Origin of the sequence: Flavobacterium indicum GPTSA100-9 = DSM 17447, assembly GCF_000455605.1 — a bacterium.
Classification (GTDB): domain Bacteria; phylum Bacteroidota; class Bacteroidia; order Flavobacteriales; family Flavobacteriaceae; genus Flavobacterium; species Flavobacterium indicum.
The window spans coordinates 974,393-989,528 of the sequence record NC_017025.1; the positions used below are offsets into that span (position 1 = coordinate 974,393).

General features: G+C 31.0%; 13 protein-coding genes. 2 read left to right on the forward strand and 11 right to left on the reverse strand.

Annotated features, from left to right (window positions below; genetic code table 11):
• The first annotated feature begins 102 nt into the window (after positions 1-102).
• A complete protein-coding gene (locus KQS_RS04300) occupies positions 103-2,289 on the forward strand; it encodes a tetratricopeptide repeat-containing hybrid sensor histidine kinase/response regulator (protein WP_014387987.1) in 2,187 nt (728 codons plus the stop codon).
• 37 nt (positions 2,290-2,326) lie between these two features.
• On the opposite strand, the gene KQS_RS04305 is transcribed toward KQS_RS04300, so the two are convergent.
• From KQS_RS04305 to KQS_RS04320, 4 genes are all read right to left on the reverse strand, one after another.
• Positions 2,327-4,549 (reverse strand): VWA domain-containing protein, encoded by a 2,223-nt coding sequence (locus KQS_RS04305; RefSeq protein WP_014387988.1) that lies wholly within the window; start codon positions 4,547-4,549, stop codon positions 2,327-2,329.
• A 28-nt stretch (positions 4,550-4,577) separates the two neighbouring features.
• Positions 4,578-5,525 carry a hypothetical protein gene (locus KQS_RS04310; protein ID WP_014387989.1) on the reverse strand — a complete coding sequence of 316 codons (948 nt, stop codon included), beginning with the start codon at positions 5,523-5,525 and terminating at the stop codon, positions 4,578-4,580.
• A 58-nt stretch (positions 5,526-5,583) separates the two neighbouring features.
• Positions 5,584-6,129, reverse strand: coding sequence for an RNA polymerase sigma factor (locus KQS_RS04315; RefSeq protein ID WP_014387990.1), 546 nt, complete (start codon positions 6,127-6,129; stop codon positions 5,584-5,586).
• A gap of 184 nt (positions 6,130-6,313) precedes the next feature.
• Positions 6,314-7,135, reverse strand: coding sequence for a DUF6929 family protein (locus tag KQS_RS04320; protein ID WP_014387991.1), 822 nt, complete (start codon positions 7,133-7,135; stop codon positions 6,314-6,316).
• A 132-nt stretch (positions 7,136-7,267) separates the two neighbouring features.
• Between KQS_RS04320 and KQS_RS04325 the strand changes: the two genes are divergently transcribed.
• Positions 7,268-8,137: a PPK2 family polyphosphate kinase gene (locus tag KQS_RS04325; protein ID WP_014387992.1), complete on the forward strand. Its 870-nt coding sequence runs from the start codon at positions 7,268-7,270 to the stop codon at positions 8,135-8,137.
• Positions 8,138-8,211: 74 nt separating this feature from the next.
• On the opposite strand, the gene KQS_RS04330 is transcribed toward KQS_RS04325, so the two are convergent.
• The 7 genes from KQS_RS04330 to KQS_RS04360 form a co-directional block, all read right to left on the reverse strand.
• Positions 8,212-9,435: a DUF3570 domain-containing protein gene (locus KQS_RS04330; RefSeq protein ID WP_014387993.1), complete on the reverse strand. Its 1,224-nt coding sequence runs from the start codon at positions 9,433-9,435 to the stop codon at positions 8,212-8,214.
• Positions 9,436-9,446: 11 nt separating this feature from the next.
• Positions 9,447-9,653, reverse strand: coding sequence for a DUF4266 domain-containing protein (locus tag KQS_RS04335; protein ID WP_014387994.1), 207 nt, complete (start codon positions 9,651-9,653; stop codon positions 9,447-9,449).
• Between the two features lie 2 nt (positions 9,654-9,655).
• Complete coding sequence (locus KQS_RS04340) at positions 9,656-10,576, reverse strand: FAD:protein FMN transferase (protein WP_014387995.1); 921 nt, start codon at positions 10,574-10,576, stop codon at positions 9,656-9,658.
• On the reverse strand, positions 10,576-10,998 hold the full coding sequence (locus tag KQS_RS04345; protein WP_014387996.1) for a thioredoxin family protein: 423 nt from the start codon (positions 10,996-10,998) through the stop codon (positions 10,576-10,578). Before KQS_RS04345 ends, KQS_RS04340 begins: the two co-directional genes overlap by 1 nt.
• A gap of 96 nt (positions 10,999-11,094) precedes the next feature.
• The gene (locus KQS_RS04350) at positions 11,095-11,757 is read right to left on the reverse strand and encodes a thiamine diphosphokinase (RefSeq protein ID WP_014387997.1); all 663 of its coding nucleotides are present in this window, start codon (positions 11,755-11,757) and stop codon (positions 11,095-11,097) included.
• Positions 11,758-11,872: 115 nt separating this feature from the next.
• The gene (locus KQS_RS04355; RefSeq protein WP_014387998.1) at positions 11,873-12,694 is read right to left on the reverse strand and encodes a DUF4249 domain-containing protein; all 822 of its coding nucleotides are present in this window, start codon (positions 12,692-12,694) and stop codon (positions 11,873-11,875) included.
• A 3-nt stretch (positions 12,695-12,697) separates the two neighbouring features.
• A complete protein-coding gene (locus KQS_RS04360) occupies positions 12,698-15,079 on the reverse strand; it encodes a TonB-dependent receptor (RefSeq protein ID WP_014387999.1) in 2,382 nt (793 codons plus the stop codon).
• Between the last annotated feature and the right edge of the window lie 57 nt (positions 15,080-15,136).

Genomic DNA, 15,136 nt, shown 5'->3' on the forward strand with positions numbered 1-15,136 from the left:
ATGTTGTTTATATGATTATCTTGTATTTAGAATAAATAATAACAAAATAACAATACTAATTATAGAATTAGTTTGAAAAAAATCTATAATTTAGTTAAACCAATGAAAAAAAGTAAATTAATCGTTTTTTTGCTATTCGTCCTTCAAATTGTCTTTTCACAAGGTATCAGTGATAAAGATAAATTGGCACGTACTCTTTATACCAAAGCATTAAAAAATTTAAACGATTTTAAGTGTAGTGAATCATTATATTACTCTCAAAAGCTTTTAGATTATTCATTACAAAAAAACAGACCCGCTCTTGCTGCAGTAGCTTACAATATTATTGGACTTAATTTTGAAGAATTTGGCGATTTAAAAAAATCTGCTCAATATTATAATTCGGGTTTAAAGTATGCTAATATTGCTAAAAATGATACCTTACGCAATTACATTTATAATAATATGGGAAATCTCTATTATTTTAAATTTAAAGATGCTATAAAAGGGCTTTATTTCTATAAGAAGTGTTATGAAATTTCAAAACGAGTGGATACTCCTATAGATGTAGCATTCTCAGAAATTAACTTAGCAGATGTTTATCTTGAGCTCAAACAATATCAAGAAGCATTTAATTTTTTGACTTTAGTACAACAAAAAATTCAACCAACCGATTATGAAATCGGCATGTCCTTTTATTCCTTAATGGGCAATTATTATGAAATGAATCATGATTTTAAAAAAGCGGAATATTATTATTTGAAATGTATTAACGATTTTAAATATTTGAATTTAGCTATACATAAAGCTCATCAATCCGATATTTATTTATTAGTTTCTAAATTTTATGAAAAGAAAAATGACGCTGTTAAATCATTAAACTATTTAAAAAAGCACGATAGTTTACAAGATATTTTGTTCAATCAGGAACGAAAATTTGAATTTAGAAAAGCAGGTGGCGATTTGGAGGCATTAGAGAATAAATTGAAAGTACAGCAAATTGAAACAGACAAAAAAATTCAAGAGCAAAAGATAAGTGAAGCCCGACGATTTACTACAATAGTATTAATATTTTTGGCTATATTAATTGTGTTCTTAATATTTATTTTTAAAGGTTATGTAAATTATAAAGAACTTAATAGTAAACTATTTGAAAATAATGAGCAATTAAAGTTGGCACAAGAAAAAACAGAAGAAGCTACCAAATTAAAATCTCAATTTTTGTCGAATGTAAGTCATGAATTAAGAACACCCTTATATGGTGTAATTGGAATGGCGCAAATTTTAGAGTCTGAACATAAAGAAATCAAAGATAGCCCCTATTTTAATGCTTTGAAATTTTCATCTAATTATCTTTTAACCTTAATCAATGATGTATTAAATGTTTATAAAATTGAAGATAATGATATTGAATTTAATTATGAATTAATTGATATTCGAAAAGAAATTAATCATATTAATGATTCTATGAATGTCATAGCAAAATCTAATTGTAATGAATTAATAGTTTCAATATCTGAGGATTTTCCAAAATATATTAAAACCGATTTAACTCGTTTTTCTCAAATATTAATCAATCTAGTGAGTAATGCATTGAAATTTACACATCATGGAAAAGTTGAAATTAAACTTGATTTGATTGAGAAAAACACGAATCAATGCATTCAGTTGCAGGTAATTGACAATGGAATTGGAATTCCAAAAGAATTTTTAGATAAAATATTTGAAAAATTTGTACAAGTAGATGTGCATTTACAAGAACAATATAAAGGTACTGGTTTGGGCTTATCTATAGTGAAAAGATTGGTTGATTTGTTTAAAGGTAGTATTTCATTAACTAGTGAAATTAATAAAGGTAGTAATTTTACAATACTGCTTCCTTATTTAAATATAGATTCCAATCTAGAATTACATCAATTAAGTAATTACCATTTGGATCATCTAAAACCATTAAAAATTTTAGTAGCAGAAGATAACAAAATCAATCAAATGGTAACTAAGAAATTATTAGAAAAAAATCATCATTATTGTAAAATAGTGGAAAATGGAATTGAGGCAGTAAATTGTGCAACGAATGAAAAATTTGATTTAATTTTAATGGACATTAATATGCCAGAATTGAATGGAATTGATGCGACAACGAAGTTAAGAGCATTAGGTATTACAATTCCGATAATAGCACTTACAGCCTCTGATAAAGAAAATATTTTAAAAGATATAAAAGATAATAGTAATGGTTTAACCGATGTGTTAGTAAAACCTTTTGAATACCATGATTTACAATTAATCATCTCAAAATATATAAATTAACCCGGTCCATCTCCAAAAACCGGGTTAATTAAACTACCTACTTCAATGCCTCAACTAATCTAATAAATTCTGCTCGGTAGCCGTCTTTGTCAAACGCTTTTCCTTCATTTGCTAATCTAACGATAGCATCTGTGTTTTTATTGTCCAATAATTTAGAATCTCTAATTTTTAATCCAAACCACGCCACTGCAGTACTGAATTTGAAATCTTCACTACAGTTGTCTATGGGTAATTTGATGTTTTCAATAGTTTGAATGATTTCAATGCTTTTAGTACCATCTGGTTTTTTATATCTGAATTTTATGGTTGCCAATTCATTGGTATATTTTTCAGTTTTAGGTTCAAAGGCTTTATATTTTAAATCAATTGGAGTTTCATAAAATTTACTGGTTACACCCGTAGGTATTATTTCATACAAAGCAGTGACAGTATGTCCACTTCCTAATTCTCCGGCGTCAATAGCATCATTTGTGAAATCTTCGGCTTTTAATTTTCTGTTTTCATATCCAATCAGGCGATAACTTTGAACGTGTTTCGGATTAAATTCAATTTGAATTTTTACATCTTTTGCAATAGCGAACATACTTCCTTTAAATTCTTTAACTAAAAATCTGTTGGCCTCTTGTATATTGTCAATATATGCATAGTTTCCATTCCCTTTATCTGCTAAAGTTTCTAACTTACTGTCTTTGTAATTACCCATTCCATAGCCTAAACAAGTTAAGAAAACCCCACTTTTTCGTTTTTCTTCAATTAAAGTTTCCATATCTTGATTGGATGACATGCCCACATTGAAATCTCCATCTGTTGCAATAATTACCCGATTATTTCCGTTTTTAATAAAATTTTCTTCGGCAACTTTATAAGCTAATTTTATACCTTCACCACCGGCTGTGCTTCCACCAGCACTTAAAGTTTCCAATGAATTAATTATTTTTTCTTTTTCTTTCCCCGAAGTAGGAGGTAACACCAAACCAGCCGCTCCAGCATAAACTACAATACTTATTTTGTCTTCTTCACGTAACTGATGGGTTAATATTTTTAAAGATTCTTTTACTAAGGGTAATTTATTTTGATCACTCATAGATCCAGAAACATCAATAAGAAATACAAAGTTAGAATTAGGCAAACTTACCGTTGGAATGTCTTTTCCTTGTAATCCTATTTTAACCAATTGGTGTTTTTCATTCCAAGGGCAACTTCCATATTCAGTGTTGATAGAAAAAGGTGTCTCGCCTATTGGTTGTGGATATTGGTATTTAAAAAAGTTAATCATTTCTTCCACACGCACAGCATCTTTGGGTACTTTTTGTCCGTTATTGATAAAACGTCTGATATTAGTGTAAGAGGCATTGTCCACATCTATTGAAAAAGTTGAAAGTGGAGCGGTATTTGGGCTTTCAAATGGATTTTCAATAAATGCTTCATAATCTTCTGAATTGGGATCTAATGTTGAATTTATTTTATCCCATTTTATTTTTCCATTGCTTGAAATTTGTATAACGCCATTTTTACCTTTTTCTCCATACAATTTAATTGCATCTTGGTCTTTAATAACATTCACGTTAACAATGTCTTCTGGATTAATTAATTTAAATGTTTCTTCTTGAACGGTTTGATTATCAACTATAAATAGAGGTTTGTTGTTGCTAAATTTGTCTTGTATATTAGCAATTTCTTTAGGGTAATTACTGTCCATCACATTTCCAATTGGAGCATTAATACTTCTATTTCCTCTTAATACAATTCTTGTATCTGAATTTACACCATTAGTCGTTGTATTGATTTGTAAACCAGATACTTTTCCTGATAATGCCTGAATTGCATTAGGATTTGCAGCTTGGGTAATATCTTTTCTTTTAAAGGTTTCATAATCATTTTCATTTCTTTCAATCCCCATCCCAGTTACTACAACACATTCAATTAATTGCGAATTACCAGCCATAGTGAAGTTGATAAAGTTTTGGCTTCCTACCGTTGCACGTTGAGAGGTCATACCTATGAAACTACACTCTAATACATCACCAACTTTACACTTTAATGAATATTTTCCGTTCTCATCTGTGGTGGTGCCTTGTTTGGTTCCTACAATAACAATAGACGCCCCTGGTAAACCAGTTCCATCAGAAATAACCATTCCAGTTATGGTTTTTTCTTGTGAAAGATTGTAAGTTATTGAATTACTGTTTTTTGTGATGCTAAAACTTAGGTTGCATATAAGCATAGCAAGGACTAATGAAAAGGTTTGAATGTTTTTCATGATAAATAATTTTAAAAAGTTGGTTGATCTATTTTTTTACAGGCTTGCCGTTTTTAGTGGTAATAATTACAATACCTTTTTTCCCTTTTTCGCCGTATCTTGAAAGGGCTTCTGGAGCTTGTAAAACTTCTACTGATTTTATTTTTTGTTTGTCTAAAGGAGCGTACGGACTCGTTGGATTTTTACCAAATAATGATTCTTCTGAATATTCTACACCATTTATGATGTATAATGGTTCTTTTAATACCACAACAGTTTCAACTTCTTCATTTTCTTTCACTTGATCACTTGCTGCTTCTAGGTCATCATTAGAAAAATTATTTTTCACCGCTTTTCCATCAACTACTAAAAGAGGCGGGGTAACAAGTTCTGTTTTTTTATCCGCTTCTTTAAATTCATAATTGAAATTTCTAGTATTATTCACTCCAATAGCATCAAAAACTTTGCCTTTCATAACATAGTTGTTATTTGTGGAAGCCATATTGGAATAATTATAGATGTTATTTTTTAAATTCAAATTATCATCTTTAGTAGATTGAAAATTCATTTTTGGAACTTCAATTGCTTCTTCATTACTACTAGCACTTACTTCTAAATTTACATTGGGAGAACTAATTATAGTTGCATTGAATTTCGCTTTTTTAGTATTCTCAAATACAACATTTTCTTTTGCTTCATCAATTATATTTTGAACCGAATCTTTAGAAACAATACTTTCATTTGTTTTGTCAGGAGTTGAAATTGTAGGGTTAGAAACATTTTCTTCTTTTAAAGCAAATATGTAAAGTAGTGCACCAACTAATGCAATTGAAGCTGCTACGGCAATTTTTTGCCATGTGTTTTTCTTTTGAACAACTACTTGATTGTCTAGTTTTTCTTCTACACGGTTCCATAACTTATCCATGGCAGGAAAGTCTTTTTCACCATTTAAGGAAGCGTTTTGTATTTTTTTATATATTTTATCTTCTGTATTCATTTTAATTTTCGTTTCAAGTTCAATATTTATCACTTTACTCTTTACTAATTTCTATTCACTAGTTACTTGTATTCGCTCTTTGATAATATAATTTGTTTACTAGTTCTTTTAACTTAGTTTTAGCAACGTTTAATTGTGATTTTGAGGTGCCTTCTGAAATGTTTAATTGCTCTGCAATTTCTTTATGACCAAAACCTTCAATGACAAATAAACTGAAAACAGTTTTACAACCATCTGGTAAATAATTCAATAGATTTAATAAATCTTCTTCCTCTAAATCAGCCATTTCCTCTGTTAAAGGTTGGGCCTGAAATGCTACATCTTCTAAGTATAAATTGAAGTTTACTTTTTTCTTCAATTGCATTAAGCATTGATTAACCGCAATTTTTTTTGCCCAACCTTCAAATGCATTTTCTTCTTTTAATTGCTCTATCTTAGTGAAAATGGTAAAAAAAGCATCGGCCATGGCTTCCTCAATTTCTTCTTCCTTTTTTAAATACCTCGAGCAGGTGAAATACAATTTTTTGACTAGTAATTCATATACTTGTCGCTGCGCATCCCGCTGTTGCTTTTTACAGGCTTGTATAAGTTGTTTGTCTATCATTTAGTTGTTTCAAGTTTCGAGTTTCAGGTTGAAATGACCAATTCACTTCTCTTTATACTAAAGATGCCATTTTTTATTAAAAGGTTGGAACTAGATTTAATTTTTTTCAAAAAAAAATCGCAAGCGGTTAGACTTACGAGTATAAATATAGAAATAATATTAGCGTTTTGTTGTACGATAGAGCTTAATTCTTGATGATTAAATGGTATAGAACCGAATAATCTACTTCTTTATCTGTGTCTTCACAAAGTAAAAAGCTAATGGTATTTTCTTTTTGTTCAAATAATGTCAATCCTTCAAATTTTTGATGTTCTGAAAGTACAACCACGTCTTCCAATTCAAAAGTTTGGAAATTAATTTTTCCTATTATACTTCCCAATATTTCTCCATCTTCATAGGTTGATGTAGTATTTTCGGCTGTTGCTAAAAAATAAATATGATTATCCACCAAAATTGCGTCAGTAAATGTGGTTTCGATTCCGTCTAATGAAGGTAAGGTAACCGGGAAATATTGAATGGGACGTTCTTGACTATCGGGTACAATGAAAATTCCGTTTTTGCTGTTTTGTCCGTTACCGCGTTGAAATAAATACATGGTTTTGTCTGCACAAATAGCCCCTTCAATATTTAATTCGTCCGATTCTAATTTTGCAATTTCTCTTAAAAAAGTATACAGTTGCGACAAATCATTGGTTTGTAATTGGTCATTGGTTAAATCGAGTGTAAACATGGTATTGCGTTTATCTGTTGAACCAGAGCCCAATAAAAATAATTGATTCCCAAAGGAAGTAATGGCTTCTAAGTCGGGTTTATCCTTTTTAACGATGTTTTCTTTGGCATCTTTAACTAATGGAAATTTTAATACCAAATCTTTATCGATGACATACTGATACAAAAACGAACTGTTATCTGAAATTATAAAAATAACATCTTTACTAAATAATAATCCGGATGCGGCACTAATCCCTTTTATTTTTTTGAATTCGGTAAGTTGAATTTTTTCCATTATATTTACTTATGAAAATGAAGGCTCTAGCCCTGATGGAAGCGGCATCTTTTTTGATGACTGAGGCATACGAAGTCATTAAAAAAATACAGCGGACAGCAGGAAATAGCTTCAAATTAAAGTCGCAAAATTATGGAAAAATTCAGATTAGAAGATTATAAAATTACGAAACCAATAAAATTATCAGATTATGCAACCGAAATTGATTGGGATTGGGATGATGATAAAAAAGAAGAAGAACTTGATAAACTTCGTAACAAGTTAAGCGAATGGCAAGATGTGATGTATGCGCACAACCGCTATGGAGTTCTGATTGGTTTGCAAGGGATGGATACGAGTGGAAAAGACAGCTTAATTCGTGAAGTTTTTAAAGAATTTAATCCGCGTGGGGTAGTGGTACACAGTTTTAAAACGCCAAATTCTACCGAATTAGAACACGATTATTTGTGGCGTCATTATTTGGCTTTACCAGAAAAAGGGAAGTTTGCCGTTTTTAATAGAACGCATTATGAAAATTTGTTGGTTACCCGAGTGCATCCAGAATATATTTTGAATGAAAATTTACCGGGTATTGAAAAGGTAGAAGACATTACCCCGCAATTTTGGGAAAACCGATTCGAGCAAATAACTAATTTTGAAAAGCATATCGCTCAAAACGGAACTATTGTGTTGAAATTTTTCTTTTATATGAGTAAAGAGGAACAACGTAAGCGACTGTTAAAACGTTTAGAGCAAACCGAGCACCAATGGAAGTTTTCGGCAGGTGATTTAAAAGAGCGTGAGTGTTGGGACGATTACATGAAGTATTACGAAGAAATTTTGAATAGAACTTCCAATGAAACAGCGCCTTGGTTTGTAATACCGTCTGATGACAAAGAAATGGCACGTTATTTAGTGGCGAGAATTATGTGGGAAGAATTACAAAAATTTCCAGTTAAGGAACCCGAATTAACCGAAAAAGACAAAGCGAATTTTGAGTTGTATAAGCAGCAATTAGGTTAATGTGTTAATTCTTATTGTGTCAATATGTCAATAAAAATTAAAGGCGATTTCAAGTTGAAATCGCCTTTTGGTTTTTACTTAAACTTCATTGCTAATGTGACAATATGCGAACTTAATCCATTATTTCGATTATAATAACCATATCTAAGTTCTAAACTGTTGATTCTTTTTACATTGAATAAACCTTTATTATGATCCACGATTTTGTATCCTAAACCAATCATATTACTTGAAAAGGCCGATAAATCATAATCACTGGTAAAGTATTCATCCGCTAAATTATGTTGAAATATGGGCTGAAAGTAATCGGCTTTGGTTTGAACATAATAACGATAAGGGATCGATAATGATGAAAACGCCGATAGTTTAATCGTTGGTTCTAAACTTATGGTGTGTGAATTAATATTCCAATTGTCCCAATAATAACGATAAAAGGCTCTTAAGATGAGGTGGTCACCTAAGAAATAATTGGCACGCATTCCTATTGGTATTTTAAATCGTGTATCGGGTAAGTTTTCAGATTTTACAGTGGCTAATGCAGAATTCAAAGGACTATCATTAAAGTAGACGCGGTTGAATTTGGTAGCTAACAATCCTTCTTGATAGCCTAAATCCAACAAGAATGCCATTTGAAAATTACGATTCATGACTTGTGATAACGTGAAGCCTAAATTATAGGACGTTCGCGGTTTCATATCGCCTTGTTTGTAATTAGGATCGGGATTATTTCGTAATTCAATAGGTAATATCACTTTCCAAGTGTCAAAAAAGGCCATACCTTTTACATTGAACTCCGTGTTTTTATTTTTAGAATATTTGGTATAACCCAAATTAGCCCCTAAAGAGAAATAATCATATTCTGCTGATGCCGAAACTCCAGAAGAAAAGATTTGTCTTTTTTCTTCATTTTCTGAACTGAAATTTAATGAAGGATATACACGAACATCTTGATACGAAGCAGAAGTCACCGTGTTTGGATCAATTTTATCTGAAGAAGCAGAAGTATACGAATCTACTCCTAATTCAAATCCATACAATTGTTTTCTATTTTTCTTATCTCGTCTGGATACTTTTATGTCTAATGTAGTTGCAACATCTGTTAATTTTTCAGTTCCAACTCCACCTGTTACGGCAGAATTATTCCCGTCTTGCGTATAATAACTCGAGATGAAATTAACTTCTTCAATTTTTAATTTTGTTTTCTTATAAGCAGAAGAATCCGTTTTGGTTTCTTGTGCATTTGCTTTATTTCCAAAAATGAAGGCTAAAAAAGCAGCCGTAATTATTCTTTTTTTCATGCTTCATTTATTTAATTACATCCACAACCACCACCTGTTTTACCGCCGTTGGCACCTGAACTAGCTTCACGATACAACATAAAAGTATTTTCAAATTTTTCAGATTTACGAGCGCTTAACTCCATATCGGAGTCGTTAATTTTTGATTTTTGGTATTCTTTTACTTCGGAACAACTTGCCAAAGCAATTAAAGCGAATACGGCTACTAATTTTTTCATGATTAGGAAATTTTAATATTTTTTGAATGGTATATGTTGTCAAAATCGTCTATAATGATACATCCGATATTAGGCAATTGATTAATGAAGTCCAATCCCACCTCAATACCCATTACGGTTACTGGAGTAGCTAAGGCATCTGCGATTTCTGCATTTTCTGCAATAATTGTTACACTTTTAATTCCGGTTATTGGATACCCTGTTTTGGGATCTATGGTATGGGAATATTTTTTTCCTCCAATGAGGACAAACTTTTCATAGTTACCTGAGGTAGCCACGGAAGTGTTAGTAATCTTAAACGTTGAAAATAGTGCTTCTTTTTTATTTGGATCAGCAATTCCAATAGTCCATGCTTCACCATTTTCTTGATAGCCCCAAGTAGTTAAATCTCCTGCGGCATTGACAATTCCACTGGTAACCCCGTTTTCTTTTAAAATTATTTTTGCTCTTTCAGCGGCATAGCCTTTACCAATTCCTCCAAATCCAATGCGCATACCTTTTAATTTTAAGAATACACTAGAGTCGTTAGGATTTAATTTAATGTTTTGATAATTAATGAGTTCAACTGCTTTTTTTGCTTCTTCTTTATTGGGTAATTCTTTCATGTTGAGGTCGAAATTCCAAAATCGTTTATCAATACTTCCATAGCTAATATCGAATGCACCTTGTGTCATTTTAGAAAGCATTTGACAACGAAAAATTAAATCATAAACTTCTTTTGGAACTTGAACAGGTTGAATTCCAGCATTTTCGTTTATTTGATAAGTTACGCTTTCATTTGAAAATGTAGTGAGTAATTTTTCAATGCGTTGGATTTCAGTAATGGCTAAATCAATTTTTTCATAAGCCCAATTTTCATTATCACTTACAACAGAAATCTCAAATCGATTTCCCATCAATTTCAGATTCTTTTTATAAATCATTAGCTTTTCAATTTTTCAATGAATTCTTGAACCGTTTCTTTAGGATATTCTTCCCATTTTTTTACAATATTTCCATTTTCATCTAATAATAAAATTAACGGGAATTGTCCTCTGGAATTGTATTTTTCTGCTAAAGCTTCATTTTCCTTTTCAATTTCTTTGGCTAATTTATTTTTTGATTGTCTCGGAAAATCGGCATTATAAAGTACTAAATTTTCGGTAGCAAAGTTTTTAAATTCTTCGGTATTTACAATAAATTTTTTAAATTTTATACAAGGAGCACACCAATCCGAACCCGAAAAATAAAGTAAAACTTTTTTGTGTTCTGTTTTAGCTTTTTCTAGTTTTTGTGCAAAAGATTCCGTTTGTTGAGCAAATCCAAAACTAGATACTAATAGCAATAGCGCAATTAACTTTTTCATTGTTGTTCAATTTTAATGTAAACCTAACGTTTTTTTTAAAAGTTATTGTAACAAATATTACATAATGAATAGTTTGTAATAAATCTAAATATTGATTTATTCGAAGCTTTCAATTAATAACAAATTTCCTTTTTCATGTGTAATTGTTACAAGTCCATCTTTAGTTACATGATTGCTACTTCCAGTTCTTATGCCTAACTCTAATGTATGATTGTTTAAAGGGTAAAATAAATTTTCAGAATAAATACCTTCAACTTTTCCAATAGGTATTAATGAAATAATTGTGTTTTTATTGTACCATTTTTTGAATTGATTGGGTAAAAGAAAAATTTTAGAATAGTCATCAAAAAGGACAATTTTCAACTGTTCTTTATAGTTACAAATAGTAGTTAAATTAACTAATGTATGATCGGCTCTTTTTCCGGTTGCCCAAATCACATTAACAGCTTTATGTCCTTTTTCAATTAAAAAATCAAAGGCTTTTTCTAAGTCGGTTTTATTTTGGTCAGGCGCATAAACTATTTCTAAAGGATATTGTTTGTTTTTATAGTCATGAGCATCAAAAGCCCTGTCAAAATCCCCTAATAAAACATCTACTTTAATTCCTAATTCAAATACACGCTCAATGGCACTATCCAATACAATTACATAAGGTGACCATTCTAATAATTGTCCTAATAACTCTTCACTACAAGAAGCACCATTAGCTATAATTAATGCCGGTTCTTGATCGTCGCGTACAATGTGGTGTGATGACATTTTAAGATTTTTTTAGTTTCAGGTTTCAGGTTTCAAGAACGATGAAGCACTAAAGCCTATTTCTTGAAAATTGTTATCAAATGTAAACTATAAACCTGAAACTTGAAACAAAATTTTATTGAATCGTATAATTTCTAACATCCACTTCAGAAAGTCTGAAATAACCTAAAGGATAGTCTTCCTGATTGGTTTGATTGATAATGTTTCCTCTAACTGTGGCGGGTGGTGTGCTAAACGGTCCATTGCTTAAACCACCGGAAATACCAATAAGTATATTCATGTAATTATGATAGCCTTCAGATATTCCATGTAAAGTAAAAGTGATGTTTTGTCCCGCTTCAAAATCTTCATCAAAAATTAAAGAAAACATGTTATTTCCGTTGGTGAATTCATCATTAAAAACGCCATACAAAGGAAAAGGTCGAAATGGAACATTATATTGTTCTAAGTAGAAATTTTCTTCAGTTGCATTATCTTGAAAATTGAATTTAAGTTCAATATCTTCTCCCACAAAACCGCCATCATTTCGTTGTTCAACTGTTGTGATTTGTGGAACAGGATAGAGTTTGTCTGTTGCCGTATACGTTTGACCTAGCGCGGTAACATGTAGTGTGTAAGTTTCATTTAGAACAGGATTAAAATTAGTACATACATAATTTCCTGTTCCTGAATTTTCAATAAAAGTAAATACCACTCCATTAGAATCAGTAACAGTAACCACCGCTCCATTTACTACCGGTACCGTGTTTTGATAATAATCTCCTGTAGTGGTTAAACGGATTACTTGCTCGTTTCCTGCCGTTCCTTTTTGCCATTTAATAGAAGCGTCAATTACTAGTTTTGGAGCAGAATTATTTAAATCTACTTCAATTACGTCTTCACAACTTAAAAAAGTAAAACTTTGAAATATAAGTAGGTATTGAATTAGCTTTTGCATGATTTAAAATTTAAAGTTATACGTAACACTAGGAACAATTCCAAAAATAGACAATCGAACGGCTTCGTTGTTACCGCTGTCTTGATTTTGTCTAAAATTAATAGATGCGGCATTTTTTCTATTGTATAAATTATAAATGCTAAATACCCATTCTCCTTTCCAATTTCTATTGTTGTTTTTTCTTGGTGTTAAAGTAGCAGATACATCAAATCGGTGGTAGGTTGGTAATACATTTTCATTTCTATTACCATAAACAGGTACATTTATTCCTTGGTATTGGTATTGTCCTGTTGGAAATGTTACAGGTTGCCCTGTTTGTAAGGCAAAAATTCCTCCAAAGCTCCATTTCTCATTTAATTTGTAAGCTCCTGTAACCGACAAATTATGTGTTTTATTCCAACCCGTTTTGTACCATTCTCCATTATTAATTCCAATTTCACCGGGTGTCCTGCCTGGAGTTTGTTGTTCTGAGCGCGAAAGCGTATAGGAAGCCCATCCCGTTAATTTGCCTACATTCTTTTTGGCCATAAATTCAAAGCCATAAGCTCTTGATTTACTCGTTAATAAAACTTGTTCTATTGCTTCATTGGCAATTAAATCGGCACCATCAATATAATCTAATCGATTTTTAACTTTTTTATAAAAGGTTTCAACTTCTAAAGTATAGTCGCCATTTTTTATGTTTTTAAAATAACCAACAGCAAATTGATCCAGAAGTTGAGGTTTAAGGAAATTATCACTTGGAGTCCAAACATCAAGTGGTGTAGGAGATTGGGTATTTGAAATTAAATGCAAATATTGCGACATTCTATTATAGCTGGCTTTGATTGATGTGTTTGTATTGACAGTATAAGCAACAGCTATTCGTGGTTCCCAATTATTAAAATTGGCAATGACTTCATTTTTACCGTAGTATTTGGTGTCAATTGGGGTTGCTTTTTCATAAATCTTTAAATCTTCATTGTAAATTACGGCTTGATTGTTTTCGTAAATGTTAATGGTTTCTTGACCTAAACGATAAAATAAACTGTATCTAATTCCGTAATTTACAGCTAATTTGTCTGATATTTTTTGTTCAGCATCAATATAAAATGAAGGTTCAAAGGCATATTTTTTTGCTAACTGTTTAGGATTGATGCCCGATTCACTGTCGGTTGGTTCAATTTTTCCCGGGTTAAAATCGTAATAAATAGCATTTGTACCATAAAATAATTTAAACTTATCGGTTAAATAATGTTTAAAATCGTATTTAAAATTGTAGTTTTTGATGCCGCTATCCCAATTAAATCCGATAAAATCTAACGTTAAACCATAATAATAATCACTGTATATGAACGACATATTGGTAAATAGTTTTTCGGAATACAAGTGGTTCCAACGTAAATTCAAAACAGCATTTCCATAGGTGTTTATAAACTGCTTGTTAAGACTAAACACATCTCTACCAAAATACCCTGATAAATACAAGTTGTTGTTTTCATTTATTTTATAATTCAATTTAGTATTTAAATCATAAAAATAAGCAGAGTTTTTATTGTCAGTCAATTTTAAGAATAAATGAGCATAGCTACTTCTTCCAGCTATTAAAAAGGAGCTTTTGTCTTTAACAATAGGACCTTCAGCTAATAACCTACTTGAAATTAAACCAATTCCCCCATTCATGCTAAATTTATTGCTGTTTCCTTCTTTTTGGTAAATATCTAATACAGAAGCAACTCTACCACCATATCGGGCAGGAATACCACCTTTATACAACTTCAAATCTTTAATAGCATCGGCATTAAAAACAGAAAAGAAACCGAATAAGTGTGACGAATTGTAAATAGTAGCTTCGTCTAATAAAATTAAATTTTGATCCGCTGAACCACCTCGAACATTAAATCCCGATTGTCCTTCTCCTGCATTGGTTACACCAGGTAATGTTAATATTGAACGAATAACATCAACTTCACCCAATATAGCAGGCATCTGTTTAATTTGAGAAATGGTCAGTTTGTTGACACTCATTTCGGGTTTGTCTATTTTTAGACTCTTGCTGTTGGTTTGAACCACCACTTCTTCAATTTCCTTGCTTTTTTCTGCTAATAAAAAATCTTTTTTTAAATTAGATTGTAGACTTATTTTTTCAGAAATTGGTTCAAAGCCAAGAGTTTGAATTAGAATTTGATAATCACCTTTTGGAATTGAAATTGAATAATAGCCGTATTCATTAGTTTGAATAGTTCTGTTGAAATTGGAATTGCTAATTTGAATTGAAGCTCCAATTACGGTTTCATTTCCTTTAATTTCTCTAATCGTACCACTTAACGTATACTTTTCTTGAGCCAAAATGAATTGCGTGAAAAGAAGTAATACAAGTGTTTGTAAAAAATTATTTTGTGACATGTAAAGTTTTATTTTTTAGACGCAAATTTCAGACTTTTGTTACGAAACAACTGTTAA